The sequence below is a fragment of the Xanthobacter sp. DMC12 genome, from assembly GCF_056314105.1.
The window spans coordinates 450,990-468,001 of record NZ_JBQUYZ010000002.1; the positions used below are offsets into that span (position 1 = coordinate 450,990).

Here is a 17,012-nt window from a genome sequence, read left to right on the forward strand (position 1 = left end):
CGTGACCTCAGGACTTTCGCGCCGCCGGTTCGGCCAACTGGCCGCCGGCTTCGCCGCCTCCCTTCCCTTGGCCGCCCCTTCGATCCTGCGCGCGCAGGAAGGGGACGTGGTGCGCATGTGCTGGTTCAACACGACCACCGTGTCGGCCCAGATCGCCCATGTGCTGATGCGCACGGACATCGCCGCGCGCAACGGGCTGAAGATGGAGATGATCCAGCTCGCCGCCTCGCCCGCCATCACCGAGGCGCTGGTGTCCGGCGCCGGTGACGTGGGCACGCTCTCCGATTTCGCCGCCGTCACCACCATGGCCATCGGCGCGCCGGTGACGACCGTGTCCTCCCAGGCCCGCTTCCGCTCGGCAGTGCTGGCGACGAAAAAGTCCGGCATCACCAAGATGGCGGACCTGAAGGGCAAGCAGGTCTACGGCACCTTCGGCATCACCGCCTTCCAGAATGCGCAGGATGCCGTGTTGAAAGCCGGCCTCGTACCGGGCAAGGACATGACCTTCGTGAACGTCGGCCCGGCGGAACTCGCCGATGCGGTGGGTGCCCAGCGCATCGATGCCTTCTTCACCTACGATCCTTTCGTGAGCTTCTTCGAGAGCACGGGAAATGCGGTTGTCGTCTCGGAAAACCTGAGCCCGGTCATCGTGCTCGCCGCCAACAACCGCTTCCTCCAGAAGCCGGATGTGCTGCGCCGTCTGCTGCTCGCCAATGCGCAGGCCCTGTTCTTCGCCGCGCAGAACAATGACCTCGCCAACAGCTGGTTCCGCTCGCTGGAGCCGGCCAAGAACATTCCCGAGCCCGTGCTCCAGAAGGCGTCGAGCTACGATCCGGCGTGGAGCGCGAAGACCTTCACCGACATTAAGGTCGCGCTGTCCCCAGCCCAGATCGCGCAGATGGAGACGCTGGCCAAGTGGGGCGTGGAAGCCAAGCTTCTGCCGCGCCTGCCCGACGTGCCGAAGTTCATCAATACGGCCATCGCCGGCGAGGTGGACAAGGAGATCGCCACCGGCAGCTTCGACGTGAAGAGCGTGAAGATCCTTCGCGCCTGATGTCGCCCCCGTCACCATGGAGACGACGGCCCCGCCTCGGGCGCGGGCTGTCTTCCGCCGGCCGGTGAGAGTGCTCGCCGCCGGCCGCAGGGACATCATGACTGATACCGAGACACAGGCCGTGGCGCCCCCGGATGGCCCCGCCATGCGCCATTTCGATTTCAGCACGCTCTCCGCCGAGATGCGCTATCGGCTTTTGGCCTCCGCGGTTCTCCCACGGCCCATCGCATGGGTCGTCACCATGAGCGCAGATGGGGTGGTGAACGCCGCACCCTACTCCTTCTTCAACGTCTTCGGCGCGGATCGCCCCATCGTGGCGCTGGGCATTCTGGCGCGGCCGGAGCGGGAGAAGGACACCGCCGCCAACATCCGCGCCACCGGCGAATTCGTCGTCAATCTCGTGCCCCACGCCCTCGCTGAGGCCATGAACGCGACCTGCGTGGATGCGCCGCCTGAGGTGGACGAGATCGCGCTGGCGGGCCTTCGATCCGTGCCCAGCATTGGTGTGCGTCCCCCGCGCATCGCCTCATCCCCCGTCGCCCTCGAATGCCGGATGAACCATCTGCTGGACACCGGCCCGGGCCAGCTTCTGGTCGTTGGCGAGGTGTTGCACGCCCATTATTCCGCCCATGTGCTGACCGGCGATCCCGCCCGGCCGCGGGTGGACGGACTTGCCCTCGATCTCGTCGCTCGGATGCACGGCCCGACGGCCTATGCCCGCACACGCGACCTCTTCGACCTCGATCGCCCGCTGTGGAACGGCGCAGCACACAACAAGGAATGAGCGAGATGCCCAGGATCAAGGTGGCCGCAGTGCAGGCCGCAACCATTCCCTTCGACGGCCCTGCAGCGACCCAGCGCACCATCGCCCTCATCGCCGAGGCGGCCGCCACGGGGGCAAAGATTGCGGTGTTCCCCGAGGCCTTCATCGGCGGCTATCCCAAGGGGCTGGACTTCGGCTGCAGCGTCGGCCGGCGGACAGCCGAGGGACGGGCCGATTTCGTCCGCTACGTGCGCGGTGCGATTACGGTGCCCGGGCCGGAAGTGGACCAGCTCGCCGCGTCATGCGCGGAGCATGACATCCATGTCGTGGTCGGCGTCATCGAGCGCGACGGCGGGACGCTTCACTGCACCGTGCTCTATCTCGGCCCGGACGGCCTCCTCGGCAAGCATCGCAAGGTGATGCCGACCGGCTCCGAGCGCCTCGTGTGGGGGTTTGGCGACGGTTCGACCCTGACGGTCGTGGACACGCCCTACGGCAAGCTCGGCGGCGCCATTTGCTGGGAGCACTACATGCCCCTGCTGCGCGCCGCCTATTACGGCAAGGGCGTCGAAATCTGGGCCGCGCCCACCGCCGACGACCGGGAGACCTGGATCTCCACCATGCGCCATGTGGCCATGGAGGGCCGCTGCTTCGTCATCAGCGCCTGTCAAGTCATGCGCCGTTCCGATTTCCCGGAGGACTACGCCAGCCGCATCGATGCCGCCCCAGACGCCTTCATGATGCATGGCCGCTCGTTGATCGTCGGTCCGCTGGGGGAAATTCTCGCCGGACCCGTGCTGGACGAGGAGACCATTCTCACCGCCGAGATCGACCTCGACGACATCATCGGCGCCAAGCTCGATTTCGACCCCATCGGCCACTATGCCCGGCCCGACCTGTTCAGCCTCAACGTCGACGAAGTTCCACAGCTCCCAGTTGTTTCCCGCACCGAAGGCTAGGACTCGACCGGGCTTTCAGAATTGCAGAGCGTCCTCATCCGCCAATGCGGACGGGGATGCGGCTGCATTGCGGAGGACCTCGCGGCGACATCCCGCCGATGAAGACAACCATCGAGACGTGGATAATATATTAGAATATCGAGCCGAATAGCATTTATCTGCCCTTTAAGAGCCTCGCCCGGGAATCGCCCAATGGAGGCATTTATAGCCCCGGTGGATTTGAAATTTATCAGAACAATCACTGCCCCATTTTTCTCGATCCCCCTGATGCCATTCGCCAGCCTTCACAGTACCCTTGATCGCCTCCATAAGCGCAAAGAGCATCCGGCGAGGGCGAATGGCGAAAGATGACGTCAAGGGAGACGCTCTCGACGCTCCCATTCTGCTCGCGGAATGGGAAATGCCTCTGCACCGTGAGGCGAGCCTGATCGAGCGGCTCTCGGAGGTCGATCAGGCCATCGTTCGGATGCATGGGCGGGAGATGCTCCTTTCAGCCGGCGAGCCGCTCTTTCGTCAGGGCGAGCACCACGACGGCATCGTGGTCATTGAAGACGGACAGATCCGCAGCTTCTACGTGGCACCCTCGGGCCGTGAAATCACGCTGGCCTATTGGTCCAAGGGCCATTTCGTCGGCGGGCCGGACGTGTTCGGCGGCGGCACCCACATGTGGGCGGCGACGGCGGTTCGGCCGAGCCGGCTGGTGTTCCTGCCGGGCGCAGGCCTGCGGCAGCTGGCGCGACAGGTGCCGGACCTCGCCATCGGGATCATCGACGCCCTTGTCTTCAAGGCCCGCTGCTATTCCGCCTTTGCGCAGATGCTCGGCACGCGCTCCGTGGCGCAGCGGCTTGTGCAGTTGCTCCAGCACCTGGCTCAGACCTATGGCGTGAAGGATGAGCGCGGCATCCTTATCGCCGCCGCCTTTACCCACGCAGATCTCGCGGCGCTCATCGGCGCCACACGGCAGTGGGTGACGGTGCAGCTCGGCCGGATGCAGCAGGACGGTATCCTCACCAACCGGCGCGGCCTAATGGTCATATTGAAGCCTGAGGCGCTGGCCTCCGAGCTGGAGCGACCTGACCGCAACTGACACTCTACGGACCGCGGAAAGGCCGCCGCTCTTTCGGCCTCAAGCAACGAATTGCTTTTATATTTAAATTATCGATTTGATATTTTTTGGGCGGCCTGACTAAGGTCCGCCCTGGCCGCGGCCGCGAAACTGAGCGAAGGCCGTTCAAAAGCAATTCCTTTGCAACGGAAAAACCGCTCGATTCTCCAAAGAGATAACTGCGTATTCCGCAAGTGGCATCCCCCTTGCTGAGGTCAAACCATATTCGAGGATGCCATGACCGTCGCACTCACTCCCCAACCCGCCGCGACCTCCCAGCGCGACGCGGTCTTGTCCTTCATCACCGAAAAAGCGTGGCTCGATCTCGCCTGCGAATTGATCCCCGCCGGTCAACCGGAGGCCGAAAATCCGCTGGATCCCGATCTACCCGGCGGGAAGGAAGAGGGCATCGCTCTGCTGCTCGCCGACAAGCTGGCGGCGCTCGGCTTCACGGTGGACCTGAAGGCGCGCACGCCGCACCGGCTCAATGTCATAGGCGCGCTGGCCGGGGGTGAGGAGGGTCCGTCCCTCATCCTCAACGACCACCTGGACACCTACCCCGCTGGCGACTGGGCGGCGTGGACCATGACCGGCGGCCATCCCTTCCGGCCGACCCGCCACGGCGATCTGCTTTATGCGCGCGGCACATCCGATACCCGAGGAAACCTCGCCTGCACGCTGCTCGCGGTGGAGGCGATCCGCGCGGCGGGCGTGCGCCTCAAGGGCACGCTGAAGTGCGTCTACACGGCGGACGAGGAAAAGAACGGGCCGGACGGCTCGATCTTCCTGCTCGACGAATGCGGCCTCGAAGCCGATTACACCATCGTCTGCGAGCCCACCGCCTGGACCGCGCCGGATGGCAGCTGGGGCATGGGCATCGCCATCGCCAATTGCGGCAACTTCCTCGTGGAGGTGGAGACCTCCGGTATCAAGACCCATCTCTGGCGACCCGATACGGGCATGAATGCCATCACCAAGATGATGGAGCTGCTGCCGCAGCTGGAGAAGATGAGCTTCGCCCATACGCCCGCCCCGCACGCGGGTGGAACGCCTCCAATGGTCACGGTGCTGCGCATCGCCGGGGGCGTGCCGCGCGAGATGCAGTTCACGCCGGACAGCTGCAAGGCGGTGCTGGGCGTGGTGGGCATCCTGCCCGGCATGACGCGGGAAAGCGTGATGGCGGACATCAACGCCGTGATCGCCACCGCGCTCGCCACCGATCCGACCCTGAAGGCCGAGGCCCGGCCCTTCCCCGGCGCCCTGTTCGTGGATGGCACGGGCGAGCAGGAGGCAGATGCCGAGCCCGTCCGCACCTTGCGCAAGGCCTACGGCGAGGTGCTGACGGGCGAGCCGAAGCTCTATCGCAAGAACGCCTTCAACGACACGATCCGCTTCTCCGAGCGCGGCTTCAAGGCCATCACCTTTGGTCCCGGCGAAGACGGTTGGGCGCCGGTGAACGAGAGCATCCACATCGGCAAGGCGGTGGCGGCAACGCGCATCCTTGCGCTCGCCGTGATGGACTTGCTGGGAGTGGAGGAATGAGCGCCGTGGACACCGCTCCCGAGCGCGCCTCAAGCCCGGCCCGGCCGAGGCTGCTGCCGGCCCGGCTGCGGGTGGCCTTCACCCGCACACGGCTCCTGACTGCGCTGACTGCCGCCACGCTCTTCGCCCTGTGGTGGCTCGCGGCCCACTATGCATGGGTGAACCCGCTCTTCCTGCCGTCGCCGAAGGCGGTGTGGGAGGCCTTCGTGCGCACCGCGACCGTAGGCTACCAGGGCAGCCTGCTGCACGAGCATCTGATCGCCAGCCTCTACCGGGTGCTGGCTGGCTACAGCCTCGCGTGCCTCGTGGGCATTCCGCTCGGCATCGTCATGGGTCTCAGCCGTGACGTGAAGGCGGTGTTCGATCCGGTGATCGAATTCTACCGGCCCTTGCCGCCGCTTGCGCTCTATACCCTTATCGTGATGTGGCTGGGCATCGGCGACGCGTCCAAGATCGCCATCCTGTTCCTCGCCGCCCTGCCGCCGCTGACAATCAGCTCCATGCAGGCAGCGGCGAGCGTCGATCCGCGCTACGTGAAGGCGGCGAAAAGCCTGGGCGCCAACTCCCGCCAGCTCTTTCGGCACGTCTTCCTGCCTGCGTGCCTGCCCGGCATCTGCACAGGCATGCGCATTTCACTGGGCTTCACCTACACCGTGCTGGTTGCCGCCGAGATCGTCGCCGCCACCGCCGGCCTCGGCTGGATGATCTGGGACGCGAGCAAGTTCCTGCTCGGCGACATCGTGATCATGGGCCTGTTCGTTCTCGCTTTCACCGGCATGGCGCTCGATTTCCTCATCCGCCTTGCCGAGCGCGCCCTGACCCCCTGGCGCTTCCGCTGATCCCCCTTTCGCCGACTGGAGACTGAGATGAACACGCTTCGACGCACGGCCTCTCTTCTGCTCGCCGCCGCCTTCTCCCTCGGCCTTTCGGCTGGCGCGCATGCGCAGCAGAAGCCGGAGGGGATCACCATCGGCTATCTGAACCTAGTCAATGCCCAACTCGTCACCAAGGCGCTCGGCCTGCACGAGAAGTCCGGCGTGCCGATCAAGTGGGTCAAGTTCGGCTCGGGCGGCGACATGAACCGCGCCGTGGCGGCGAACCAGGTGGATTTCGGCGGCGTCGGCAACCCGCCCTTCACCCTCGGTGCCACCCGCGCCTTGCCCTACAAGGGCATCTTCGTGCTGAACATGCTCGGCCCGGTGGAATCCCTCGCCGTGCGCTCGGGCAAGAACATCAAGTCCCTGAAGGACCTTGCCGGCAAGACGGCGGCCGCCCCCTTCGGCTCCACCACCCATTATCTGTTTATCGCCGCGCTCAAGGAGGCGGGGGTGAACCCCACCGACGTGAAGCTCATCGACCTTTCGCCCTCCGATGCCGTCGCCGCCTGGCTGCGCAAGGACATCGACGCGGCGTGGATCTGGGAGCCCAACCTCGACAAGATCGTGAAAAACGGCGGCGAGATCTTCCTCACCAGCGGTGAGATGGCGAAACGCGGCTATCCCACCTGGGACGTGGGCGTCGTGATGAACGACTTCGCCGCCAAGTATCCGGCGCAGGTGGTGGCCTACGTGAAGGCGGAGTGCGAGGGCATCGACTACTGGCTGAAGCACCCCAAGGAGACGGTGGACATCATCGCCAAGGAATTGTCCCTGCCCGCTGACGATGCCGAGCGCATGATGAAGGGCACCACCATGGTGCCGTGCCCGGAGCAACTGACGAAGGACTATCTCGGCACGCCAGGCCAGATCGGCCAGTTCGCCGACACTGTGCTTGCCACGGCCACCTTCCTGAAGGACCAGGGACGGCTTCCCACTGTCCTGGACCGGGCCGGCTATGCGGCCTTTATCGACCCGTCCTACCTTGCGAAGGCACTGGGCAAATGAGCGGCGGCCCCGATGGCCTGATCATGGAAGCTCCCGTTCCCCTGCCCACGCACCTCGCCCCCGTACCGGGGCGGGGAAGGCTGCAGCTGAAAGACCTCTCCATCGCCTACGGCGAGGGCGCGGCGCGGCGCACGGTGGTGGAGCGCTTCGACCTCGACGTGGAGCCGGGTGAGTTCGTTTGCGTGCTCGGTCCGTCCGGCTGCGGCAAGTCCACGGTGCTGAATGCTGTCGCGGGTTTCGTGCCCGCCGCGCGCGGGCTGCTGGAGGTGGACGGCGAGACCATCCGCGGCCCCGGCGCAGACCGGGGCATGGTGTTCCAGCAGGCGACGCTGTTCCCTTGGAAGAGCGTGCTGGACAACGTGGCCTTCGGCCCACTTATGTCGACCGGGAGCACCTCGACGGCGGAGCAGACGGCGCGAACCTTCCTCTCGCTGGTGGGTCTTGCCGCGTTCGAGAAGCACTATCCGTCCGAGCTTTCGGGCGGCATGCAGCAGCGGGTGGGCATCGCGCGGGCGCTGGCCAATTATCCGCGCGTGCTGCTCATGGACGAGCCTTTCGGCGCCCTCGATGCGCAGACGCGGGCCATGATGCAGGAGGCGCTCCTGAACATCTGGGCGGAGTTCCGCACCACGGTGCTGTTCATTACCCACGACATCGAGGAAGCCATCTTCCTCGGCGACCGGGTGGTGGTCATGAGCGCCAATCCCGGGCGCATCGTCGCCGACATCCGCGTGGACATTCCCCGCCCGCGCGCGCCCGAAGTGCAGTTCTCGGAGGCATTCGTCGCGATCAAACGGGAATGCTTCGCGCACATCCGGGCGGAAACGCTGAAGGCCTTCGCCCACCAGCAGAACGCCGCTGTGCCGGCAGCGTGATCCTTCGATGCGGACGCGGCAGGGTTACACCTGCCGCTGGAACTGCCGCGCGAGACCGGCCACCACGCCATCCTGCCCGGCAAGCCCGATGAAGCTGAGCGACGAGGGCAGGCCTGCGCGCGCCGGAGCGCCCGGCGCCACGATGGCGCACAGATCCATGGGACCGACGAAATAGGTGTAGGTGCCCATCACGGTGTTCCGGCCCATGGGATCGGCCAGCATCTCCTCGATGGTGTAGATGGTGGGCACCGTGGGCACGACGAAGGCGGCGTAATCAGCGAGCGCAGTCTCGGCCACGCGCTTCAGCTCGCGCATCCGGTACAGCGTCTCGAATGCCTGCTTTGCGGAATAGCCGCGCCCCGGCTCGATGGCGGCGAGCGCGGCCGGGTGGATGGCATCGCGGTGGGTGGTGATGATCTCGTCGTACTCGACGAGGCGCTCGGCCACCAGCGCGGACTGAAACACCAGCCGCCCCGCCTCCTCGAACGGCGCGAAATCGATCTCCTCGAGTGTGAAGCCGAGCCCGCGCAGACGGTCGAGATTGGCGGCGAAAGCGGCCTCGGCGGCGGCATCGCCGAAGAAGCGCATCTGGTCCCGGCGCGGGATGGCGAGGCGCGCCGAGGGTGTCGGGGCCGGCGCGGTTCCGATGCTGCCCGCATCGCGGCGGCTCCACGGATCGAGTGGGTCATAGCCGGCGATGAGGCCGAGGATCTCGCTCGCGTCTTCCACATTTGTCGCGAAGATGGGGATGCAATCGAGCAGGGGGCTGTTGTAGACGGCACCGCGCGTGCTCACGAGCCCGAGGGATGGTCTCAGCCCCACGATGCCGTTGCAGGCTGCGGGAACGCGTCCCGACCCACCCGTGTCGCTCCCCAGCGAGAAGGAAACCAGCCCGGCCGCCACGGCCACGCCGGAACCGGAGCTGGAGCCGCCGGGAATGAAGGCGGGGTCGAGCGCATTGCGGCACAAAGGCTCGGGGCTGCGCGTGCCGTTCAGGCCCGTCGCGAACTGGTCCAGCGTGTTCTTGCCGATGAGCACGGCGCCTGCCGCCTCGAGGCGCGTGATGGCGAGCGCGCTTTCCTGCGGCGCCATGGCGACGGCCGGGCAATTGAGCGTCGTCGCCATTCCCGCCACGTGCAGATTGTCCTTCACCGAGAAGGTGAGACCGAGCAGTGGGAGCGCCTCGCCGGCCCGCGCGCGGGCTGCGGCGGCAGCGGCCTTCCTCTCCACCTCTGCACGGGGGACCAGAGCGGTGAAGATGCCGTCTCCTGCCGCCGCCTGGGCGCGATCCGCTCCATCAAGCGCCAGCGCCACGGGATCGGCGCCATCGGCGAGAGCGGCACGGGCGGCCGCGAAGCCGCTTCGCGGAGGGCGGACCGTGGGGGCGACCTTATCAAGCATCTTGGGTCCCTTCGAAGGCCTTCTGGCTCTGTTGTCGGATGAGGTCGAGACACTCCCGGCGAAGCGCCTGGAAGCGGGTCCCCAATGTCGTTTCGATGGTGCGCGGCCGCGGAAGGTCCACGGCCAGGTCACGGACAATGCGCCCCGGCCCTGCCGACATGACGAGAACCCGGTCCGCCAGCAGCACAGCCTCGTCGATATCGTGGGTGACGAAGAGGATCGTGGTGTCCAGTTGCGCCCACAGCCGGAGCAGGCCTTCCTGCATCACCGTGCGGGTCTGGGCATCCAGCGCGCCGAACGGCTCGTCCATCAACAGGATGTTCGGCCGGTTGGCGAGCGCACGGGCGATGGCGACACGCTGCTGCATGCCGCCAGAGAGGGTGTGCGGCAGCACGTCGGCAGAGCGCGAGAGGCCGACCATCTCGATCAGTTCGTCGGCGATCGCGCGGGCCTCGGCACGGGACTTGCCGGCCATGCGCGGGCCGTGCGCCACGTTCGCCCGCACCGACTTCCACGGAAACAGGCGGGGCTGCTGGAACACGACGCCACGATCCGGTCCCGGTCCCGTGACGACCTTGGTGCCGACCACCACCTCGCCCTCATAGGGCGTCTCGAAGCCGGCAACGGCATTGAGTAGGGTGGACTTTCCGCAGCCGGACGGCCCGAGCAGGCAGATGAACTCGCCCCGGCGCACCTGAAAGGACACCCGGTCAACGGCGGGTACGAGTTCGCCGCCGTCTCGCTCGAACGCGATGGTGACATCGCGCACGTCGATTTCCACCTCGCCGGCCTCCCTCAGCGGGACAGGCACGGGCTTGCGGATCATGGAAATGATGCTCATCGCCACCACACCAGGCGCTGCGCCAGCATCGCGAAGCAGCGATCGGCGATGAAGGAGATCAGGCCCAGCGCCGCGAGGCCGGCGAAGACGAGGCCCGTCTGCATGTTCTGCTGGGCCAGCTGGATGCGATAGAAGATGCCGGCAAACGCGCCCGCCAACTCCGCCGCCACCAGCGTGTAGAAGGAAATGCCCACCGCCGTGCGCAGGCCCACGACGATGAAGGGCAGCGCGCTCAGCAACACCACCTCGCCCACCAGTCTGCGGCGTGGCGTGCCCAGCATCTGGGCGGCGCGCACCAGCCCCTGGTCCACCTTCTGGACGCCGAGATGGGTGGACAGCCAGACGGTGAAGAACACACCCCAGACAATCAGGAAGACCTTTCCGCTCTCCGACAGTCCGAACCACAGGATGACGATGGAGACGAAGGCGATGGGCGGGATGGGCCGCAGCACCTGGAACAGCGGGCCGAGCAGCCCGGAGAAGAAGGCAGAGCGACCGGTGAGGAGGCCGCATCCAACACCGACAACGGAACCGACGAGATAGCCGGTAGCGACCCGCTTCAGGCTCGCCACCACGTCCTCGAAGAACAGGCCGCTCGTCACCCACTCCAGCGCCGCGCGTGCAACTTCGGTGGGCGCGGGAAAGAGGATGGGATTGACGATGCGCGCCTGCGCGATCAGCTGCCACACCAACAGGAACAGTGGGATGGAGACGAGCCCCACCGCCATGTTGATCCGCTGGCTCAGCCGGGCCTTGCGCCGCCGCTTCGCCCCCGCGGCCGGGAGCGCGCCACCCCCGCGAGGGGAGAGCGCCGCCGGGGTGGAGATGTCAGCCATGCGCCGGCGCTTCAGTTGAGCTTGTAAGTGACGCGGGTGGCGTCCAGCGCCCGCAGGGGCTCAGGAAAGAGAACCACCGCGAAGTCCGGCACGCCGGTCACGCCCGGCGGGTGGTTCTTCGTATCGAGACGCCACTGGGCATGGGCCTTGAGGGCATCGATCTGTTTCGCGCCGATGCCGACTTGATAGACATAGTCGCTCCAGATCGGCTTCAGATCCTCCGGCTTCATGCCCACGGCCTTGGATACGACCTCAATCGCCTCTTCGGGATGCGCCTTCACCCACGCTTCGGCGGCGATGAGGGCGGCGAGGAATTTGGAGACGATCTGCGGATTGGCCTTCAGGTAATCCTGCATCACGACAATGTTGAAGGTCTCGGAATAGACACCCTTGGTGTCCAGCAGCGCGACATCGTCGCCGAGCGCCTTCCGGCCGTTGGAGATGTGGGGTTCCCAGGTGTCGTAAGCATCAATGCTGCCGGCCGCCATCGCGGGCAGCATTTCCTGCGGCTTCAGATTGACGAGCGTGACATCCTTGGCGGTGAGGCCGGCCTTCTTCAGCAGCTCGGTGGTGTAGACCTCGCTGCCGGTGCCGGCGGTGTAGGCGATCTTCTTGCCCTTCAGATCGGCGATGGTCGCGATGCCTGCCTTCTTTGCCGTCAGCGTCTTGACGTCTGAATATTCCATGCCCGCCACGAATGCGATGGGCTGGCCAGCCATGGCAGCCGCCGTGACCGGCGCTTCTGCCGTGGTGGCGATGTCGGCGCCGCCCCCAATCACCGTGTCGAGCGCCTGCTTGCCACTGGTGAAGTTGCTGACCGAGACATCGAGGCCTTCCTTCTCGAACAGGCCCTGCGCCTTGGCGACGATGGTCAGCGCCGAGATGGGTGCCAGGTTCTGGGCGAGGCGAGCCTTCACGAGCTCTGCCGCTCCGGCGCTCGATACGGGCCCCAGGAGAATTGCAGCGGCAATGACGCTGTAGAGCTTGATATGCTGCATGGCCCGGTCTCTTCGCTGCGGTGCACGGATGACGCCATCGAATGCGTCCCGGCCGGGCTTTAGAAGCAATTAATTGCTGGCTGCAGAGACCCGTCAGTTTGGGTTCATCCGCCCACCGCCGGATGTCAGGGCCTGAGAAGGGCAGCGGTCATGGGCTGCGGTATAATTTGCCGGATCGCGGGTCGCGCAGTTGGGTGACCAACGAGGGTGTGCGCCCCGCTCTGAGGGAGTGAGCGATAAAGTTGATGACGCTATTTCGAATTAGATTCGGTTCGGGCTGGTGGAGCCGAGGGGAATCGAACCCCTGACCTCTGCAGTGCGATTGCAGCGCTCTCCCATCTGAGCTACGGCCCCGAACCATGGGAGGCGCCATTTATGATTTGGGGCCCCATGCTGTCAAGCGGGGAAAATCCCGGTGAGCACGCGATTTTCCGGCTGTCCACCGTTCCGCGTCACGCCTCGCGTGGCTCTTCCGCGGGCTTGCCTCTCAGCACCACGTAGATGGCCGGAATGACCAGCACGGTCAGCGCCGTGGAGGAGGCGAGGCCGAACAGAAGGGAGATGGCGAGGCCTTGGAAGATCGGGTCGGTCAGGATCACCGCCGCGCCGATCATGGCCGCAAGCGCGGTCAACAGGATCGGCTTGAACCTGATGGCTCCCGCTTCCAGCAGCACGTCCTCAAGTGGGCGGCCGGGGGTCCGGGCGTGGCGGATGAAGTCCACCAACAGGATGGAGTTGCGAACAATGATGCCGGCCAGGGCGATGAAGCCGATCATCGAGGTGGCCGAAAACGGCGCGCCGAACAGCCAGTGGCCGGTCATGATCCCTATGAATGTCAAGGGGATAGGCGTGAGGATCACCAGCGGCAGCTTGAACGAGCCGAACTGCGCCACCACCAGGATGTAGATGCCCAGGATGGCGACGATGAAGGCGCCGCCCATGTCGCGGAATGTCACCCAAGTCACTTCCCACTCGCCGTCCCACAGCAGGGTGGGCCTGGCCTCGTCGGAGGGTTGGCCATGGAGGGCGATCTCCGGCTTTGGCAGATCTCCAAAATCCATGTCTGCCAAGGCCTTGGACACGGCCAGCATGCCGTAGACCGGGGCCTCGTAGGCGCCGGCGAGGTCGGCCGTCACCATCTCGGCGGGGCGGCCGTTGTGGCGGAAGATGGGGAAGGAGGCGGGTTCGCGGAGGACCCGGACCACGTCGCCCAGCTCCACCACGCCGCGCCCGCCGGGAAGGGCGTTGGCGGGCACGGGGGTCGCCAGGGTGCGCTCGTCTACGACCTTGTTTCCCTTGGACATTTGGAGGCGGATCGGGATTGGGGCCCGGCCGTTGCCCCGGTGGGAATAGCCCAGGGTGCCACCAGCGAAGATGGAGCGGATGGCGTCGTACACATCCCCTTGTTCCACCTTGTAGAATTCGAGGTTGTCCTGGTCGATCGCGAGGCGGACGCGCTCGCCCGGCGTGCCGAAGCTGTCGTCCACGTCCACGATAAAGGGAACATTTTCAAAGGCTTGCCGCACCTTCCGGGCGACCGCGCGACGGGTCTCGGCGTCGGGGCCGTAGATTTCGGCAAGGAGGGTCGACAGCACCGGCGGGCCGGGGGGCGGCTCGACCACCTTGAGCGACGAGCCCGGTGGAAGTGCGATTGATTTCAGTCTGTTACGGACATCCAAAGCGATCTCGTGGCTGGTCCGCGAGCGCTCATTTTTCGCCTTCAGGTTGATCTGGATGTCCCCCTGCCGCGGGGCGGACCGGAGGCCATAGTGGCGCACCAATCCGTTAAAGTTGAACGGCGCGGCAGTGCCGGCATGGGTCTCGAACGAGACGGATTCGGGCAGGTCCGAGAGCGCGTTCACCAGGGTGTTCAGGGTGGATTCGGTGCGTTCCACCGGGGTGTCAGCCGGCATGTCGAGAATGACGGCCAGTTCGGTCTTGTTGTCGAACGGAAGAAGCTTGACCGTCACCGCGTGCGTGTAGAAGAGACTCAGGGACGCGAGGGTCGCCACCCCCACGGTGGCGAGGAAGGCACCCGCCCGGGCGCGGGAAGCGAGGATGGGGCGGGCCACCCGCACATAGAAGCGCCCCAGCCGGCCTCCGTCGGCAGCCTCTGCATGGACCTCGTGACCTTTCCCGGCCCGCCCCGCGATGCGCAGCATCAGCCAGGGGGTGAGGATGACGGCGACGAAGAAGGAGAAGACCATCGCCGCCGAGGCATTGGCCGGGATGGGGCTCATGTAGGGGCCCATCATGCCGGAGACGAACAGCATGGGCAGGAGGGCGGCCACCACGGTCAGGGTGGCGACGATGGTGGGGTTGCCCACCTCCGCCACCGCGTCGATGGCGCCCTGCGCCCGCGAGCGGCCATCCTTCATGGCCCAGTGGCGGGCGATGTTCTCGATGACGACGATGGCGTCGTCGACCAGGATGCCGATGGAGAAGATGAGCGCGAACAGGCTCACCCGGTTCAGCGTGTAGCCCATGAGGCGGGCGGCAAACAGGGTGAGGAGGATGGTGGTGGGGATGACCACTGCCACCACCAGCGCCTCGCGCCAGCCGATGGCGAAGCCCACCAGCACGACGATGGAGACGGTGGCGAGGCCGAGGTGCAGCAGCAGCTCGTTGGCCTTCTCGTTGGCGCTCTCACCGTAATTGCGGGTGACCTTCACCTCCACGTCGGCCGGGAGGGTGGAGCCGTGCGCGGCCTCGATCTGGCGCAGCACGGCCTCGGCGATGACCACCGCATTGGTGCCGGGGCGCTTGGCGATGGCGAGCGACACCGCCGGGCGCCGGGTGAGGCCGTCCGGCCCCTTCTCGATATGGGTGACGTAATGCTCCGCCGGCTGGGTGGCGAGGCTCACGTCCGCCACGTCGCGCACATAGACGGGGCGCCCGTCGCGGGAGGTGAGCAGGATGCCGCCGATCTCGGAGGGAGTCTGTAGCGTCTGGCCGGCGACGAGGGTGCGTTGGCCATTGGCCTCGCGCACGGTGCCGGTGTTGAAGGTGCGGTTGGCGCCTTCGAGCTTGCCCTGCAACTGGGCGAGGGTGATGCCGTAGAGGGAGAGGCGCTCGGGATCGGGCGCGACGCGGATTTCCTCCGGCTGCTCGCCGACGATGTAGGTGAGGCCGATGTCCGGCAGCTTGGAGATGTCCGCCTGAAGCTCCCGCGCCACGCGGGTGAGATCGTTGGCGGTCCAGCGCCCGGCCGCGTCCGGCTTGGGCACGAGAGTGAGCACGAGGATGGCCACGTCATCGATGGAGCGGCCGACGATCAGAGGCTCGGTGATGCCCACCGGGATGCGGTCGAGATTGGCCCGCACCTTCTCGTGGACGCGCAGGATGGCGGCGTCCGGGCTGGTGCCGGTGAGGAAGCGCGCGGTGACGAGGACGCCATCGTCCTCGGTCTGCGAATAGACGTGCTCCACCCCGTCGATGGCCTTGACGATGGTTTCCAGCGGCTCGGTGACGAGCTTCACCGCATCCTCGGCCTTCAGGCCCTGGGCCGAGACGCGGATATCCACCATGGGCACGGAAATCTGCGGCTCCTCCTCGCGCGGCAAGGTGATGAGCGCGATGAGGCCGAAGGCGAAGGCCGCGACCAGCAGCAGCGGCGTCAAAGGCGAGGCGATGAAGGTGCGCGTGAGCGCGCCGGCGATGCCGAGAGGGCGGGTGTCGGGGGAGGTCTCGCTCATGGTCAGCGCCCCGCCGCGGAGATCACGTCCGCGTCCTTGAGGCCGGTGAGGATTTCCACCCGTTCGCCGCCGTCGCCGGGAAAGCGCTCGCCGAGGATGACGGGCACGTCGAGCGGGCCGCGCGGCGTCACCAGCGTGACGTAGTCGATGCCATGCTCGGTGCGCACGAGCGTCGCGGGAATGGCGAGCACGGCCCTCTTGCCGATCTCCACCCACACGAGGGTGCGCTCGTTGACGAAATAATTGCCGAGGCCGTCCACCTCCACGTCGGCCATGACCCGGCCGGCGGCGATTTCCGGATACACCTTCACGATGCGGCCAGGTCGGGCGGTGGCCGGCGAACCGGCCTTGTCCTGCGAGATGCCGCGTTCGCCGATGCGCACCGTGCCGCCCTCGCGGATGGAGGTGGCATGGCGTTCGGGCAAGGAGAGCCTGAGATAATAGGGGCCGGAGGCGACGCGGGCGATCTCGTCGCCGGCCAGCACCACGCTTCCGGGCGTGACCGGAACGGTGAGGACGCGGCCATCTGCGGGGGCGATGACCGCGCCCTCGCGGGCGCGCTGCAGGATCACGGCGCGGTCCGCTTCTGCGGCCGTCACCTGGTTGGTGGCGACATCGAACTGGGTCTTCGCGGTATCGAGCCGGGCCTGGCTGGCGACGCCGCGGGCGAGCAACTGCTGGGCGCGGTCCAGCTCGGTCCTGGCGTTGTCGAGCTGGGACTTCAGCTCCTTGATCTTGGCGTCGGCGGCGTTGAGGGTGAGGGCGTTCTTGTCGTCAACCACCAGGGCGATCTCGTCGCCCTCCTTCACGCTGTCGCCTTCGGAGACGGAGACGGCGCGCACCGTGCCACCGATGCGGGCGCGGGCGGGCACCACGGTGCGGCTCTTCACCTCGCCGAACACGCCCTTCAGCTCCGGCACTTCCACGCTGCGCACGGTGAAATCGGCTGCGCGGGCAAAGGTGGCGCCGGCGACGGGCAAAAGGGCGGCCATCGCCACCGCGAGGGCCGCGGCGGGCGGGATGAAGCGCTGGGACATGGTGGCTCTCTCTGCCCGGCCTC

Annotated in this window: 14 protein-coding genes and 1 tRNA gene; 8 read left to right on the forward strand and 7 right to left on the reverse strand. The window is 66.5% G+C overall.

Annotated features, from left to right (window positions below; translation table 11 throughout):
- Nucleotide 1: 1 nt before the first annotated feature.
- The 8 genes from ACT535_RS10245 (at nucleotide 2) to ACT535_RS10280 (ending at nucleotide 8,181) form a co-directional block, all read left to right on the forward strand.
- Complete coding sequence (locus ACT535_RS10245) at nucleotides 2-1,054, forward strand: ABC transporter substrate-binding protein (protein ID WP_476364276.1); 1,053 nt, start codon at nucleotides 2-4, stop codon at nucleotides 1,052-1,054.
- Between the two features lie 97 nt (nucleotides 1,055-1,151).
- Nucleotides 1,152-1,838, forward strand: coding sequence for a flavin reductase family protein (locus ACT535_RS10250; RefSeq protein WP_476364277.1), 687 nt, complete (start codon nucleotides 1,152-1,154; stop codon nucleotides 1,836-1,838).
- Between the two features lie 5 nt (nucleotides 1,839-1,843).
- Complete coding sequence (locus ACT535_RS10255; RefSeq protein WP_476364278.1) at nucleotides 1,844-2,776, forward strand: carbon-nitrogen hydrolase family protein; 933 nt, start codon at nucleotides 1,844-1,846, stop codon at nucleotides 2,774-2,776.
- 400 nt (nucleotides 2,777-3,176) lie between these two features.
- On the forward strand, nucleotides 3,177-3,863 hold the full coding sequence (locus ACT535_RS10260) for a Crp/Fnr family transcriptional regulator (RefSeq protein WP_476364279.1): 687 nt from the start codon (nucleotides 3,177-3,179) through the stop codon (nucleotides 3,861-3,863).
- Nucleotides 3,864-4,118: 255 nt separating this feature from the next.
- On the forward strand, nucleotides 4,119-5,423 hold the full coding sequence (locus ACT535_RS10265; protein ID WP_476364280.1) for a M20 family metallopeptidase: 1,305 nt from the start codon (nucleotides 4,119-4,121) through the stop codon (nucleotides 5,421-5,423).
- Nucleotides 5,420-6,262 (forward strand): ABC transporter permease, encoded by an 843-nt coding sequence (locus ACT535_RS10270; protein WP_476364281.1) that lies wholly within the window; start codon nucleotides 5,420-5,422, stop codon nucleotides 6,260-6,262. The genes ACT535_RS10265 and ACT535_RS10270 overlap by 4 nt, the downstream gene beginning before the upstream one ends.
- 27 nt (nucleotides 6,263-6,289) lie before the next feature.
- Complete coding sequence (locus tag ACT535_RS10275; protein WP_476364282.1) at nucleotides 6,290-7,306, forward strand: taurine ABC transporter substrate-binding protein; 1,017 nt, start codon at nucleotides 6,290-6,292, stop codon at nucleotides 7,304-7,306.
- 23 nt (nucleotides 7,307-7,329) lie between these two features.
- A complete protein-coding gene (locus ACT535_RS10280) occupies nucleotides 7,330-8,181 on the forward strand; it encodes an ABC transporter ATP-binding protein (protein ID WP_476364283.1) in 852 nt (283 codons plus the stop codon).
- 24 nt (nucleotides 8,182-8,205) lie between these two features.
- On the opposite strand, the gene ACT535_RS10285 is transcribed toward ACT535_RS10280, so the two are convergent.
- The 7 genes from ACT535_RS10285 to ACT535_RS10315 all read right to left on the reverse strand — a co-directional run bounded on the left by ACT535_RS10285 (nucleotide 8,206) and on the right by ACT535_RS10315 (nucleotide 16,989).
- Nucleotides 8,206-9,582 carry an amidase family protein gene (locus tag ACT535_RS10285; protein WP_476364284.1) on the reverse strand — a complete coding sequence of 459 codons (1,377 nt, stop codon included), beginning with the start codon at nucleotides 9,580-9,582 and terminating at the stop codon, nucleotides 8,206-8,208.
- Nucleotides 9,575-10,423, reverse strand: a complete 849-nt coding sequence (locus ACT535_RS10290; protein ID WP_476364285.1) for an ABC transporter ATP-binding protein — start codon at nucleotides 10,421-10,423, stop codon at nucleotides 9,575-9,577. The genes ACT535_RS10285 and ACT535_RS10290 overlap by 8 nt, the downstream gene beginning before the upstream one ends.
- The gene (locus ACT535_RS10295) at nucleotides 10,420-11,259 is read right to left on the reverse strand and encodes an ABC transporter permease (protein WP_476364286.1); all 840 of its coding nucleotides are present in this window, start codon (nucleotides 11,257-11,259) and stop codon (nucleotides 10,420-10,422) included. Before ACT535_RS10295 ends, ACT535_RS10290 begins: the two co-directional genes overlap by 4 nt.
- 11 nt (nucleotides 11,260-11,270) lie before the next feature.
- Nucleotides 11,271-12,257: an ABC transporter substrate-binding protein gene (locus ACT535_RS10300; RefSeq protein ID WP_476364287.1), complete on the reverse strand. Its 987-nt coding sequence runs from the start codon at nucleotides 12,255-12,257 to the stop codon at nucleotides 11,271-11,273.
- A gap of 278 nt (nucleotides 12,258-12,535) precedes the next feature.
- A tRNA-Ala gene (locus tag ACT535_RS10305) sits at nucleotides 12,536-12,611 on the reverse strand.
- Between the two features lie 98 nt (nucleotides 12,612-12,709).
- A complete protein-coding gene (locus tag ACT535_RS10310) occupies nucleotides 12,710-15,952 on the reverse strand; it encodes an efflux RND transporter permease subunit (protein WP_476364288.1) in 3,243 nt (1,080 codons plus the stop codon).
- A 2-nt stretch (nucleotides 15,953-15,954) separates the two neighbouring features.
- Entirely contained in the window at nucleotides 15,955-16,989 is a 1,035-nt protein-coding gene (locus ACT535_RS10315; protein WP_476364289.1) for an efflux RND transporter periplasmic adaptor subunit, read from the reverse strand.
- Nucleotides 16,990-17,012 lie beyond the last annotated feature (23 nt).

Excerpts from the sequence above, each read along its gene's own strand:
- ACT535_RS10280 (WP_476364283.1), top strand. The coding sequence starts at position 7,330 with ATGGAAGCTCCCGTTCCCCTGCCCACGCACCTCGCCCCCGTACCGGGG.
- ACT535_RS10250 (WP_476364277.1), top strand. The coding sequence starts at position 1,152 with ATGACTGATACCGAGACACAGGCCGTGGCGCCCCCGGATGGCCCCGCC.
- ACT535_RS10315 (WP_476364289.1), bottom strand. The coding sequence starts at position 16,989 with ATGTCCCAGCGCTTCATCCCGCCCGCCGCGGCCCTCGCGGTGGCGATG.
- ACT535_RS10255 (WP_476364278.1), top strand. The coding sequence starts at position 1,844 with ATGCCCAGGATCAAGGTGGCCGCAGTGCAGGCCGCAACCATTCCCTTC.
- ACT535_RS10300 (WP_476364287.1), bottom strand. The coding sequence starts at position 12,257 with ATGCAGCATATCAAGCTCTACAGCGTCATTGCCGCTGCAATTCTCCTG.
- ACT535_RS10295 (WP_476364286.1), bottom strand. The coding sequence starts at position 11,259 with ATGGCTGACATCTCCACCCCGGCGGCGCTCTCCCCTCGCGGGGGTGGC.
- ACT535_RS10265 (WP_476364280.1), top strand. The coding sequence starts at position 4,119 with ATGACCGTCGCACTCACTCCCCAACCCGCCGCGACCTCCCAGCGCGAC.
- ACT535_RS10260 (WP_476364279.1), top strand. The coding sequence starts at position 3,177 with ATGCCTCTGCACCGTGAGGCGAGCCTGATCGAGCGGCTCTCGGAGGTC.
- ACT535_RS10310 (WP_476364288.1), bottom strand. The coding sequence starts at position 15,952 with ATGAGCGAGACCTCCCCCGACACCCGCCCTCTCGGCATCGCCGGCGCG.
- ACT535_RS10285 (WP_476364284.1), bottom strand. The coding sequence starts at position 9,582 with ATGCTTGATAAGGTCGCCCCCACGGTCCGCCCTCCGCGAAGCGGCTTC.
- ACT535_RS10270 (WP_476364281.1), top strand. The coding sequence starts at position 5,420 with ATGAGCGCCGTGGACACCGCTCCCGAGCGCGCCTCAAGCCCGGCCCGG.
- ACT535_RS10275 (WP_476364282.1), top strand. The coding sequence starts at position 6,290 with ATGAACACGCTTCGACGCACGGCCTCTCTTCTGCTCGCCGCCGCCTTC.
- ACT535_RS10290 (WP_476364285.1), bottom strand. The coding sequence starts at position 10,423 with ATGAGCATCATTTCCATGATCCGCAAGCCCGTGCCTGTCCCGCTGAGG.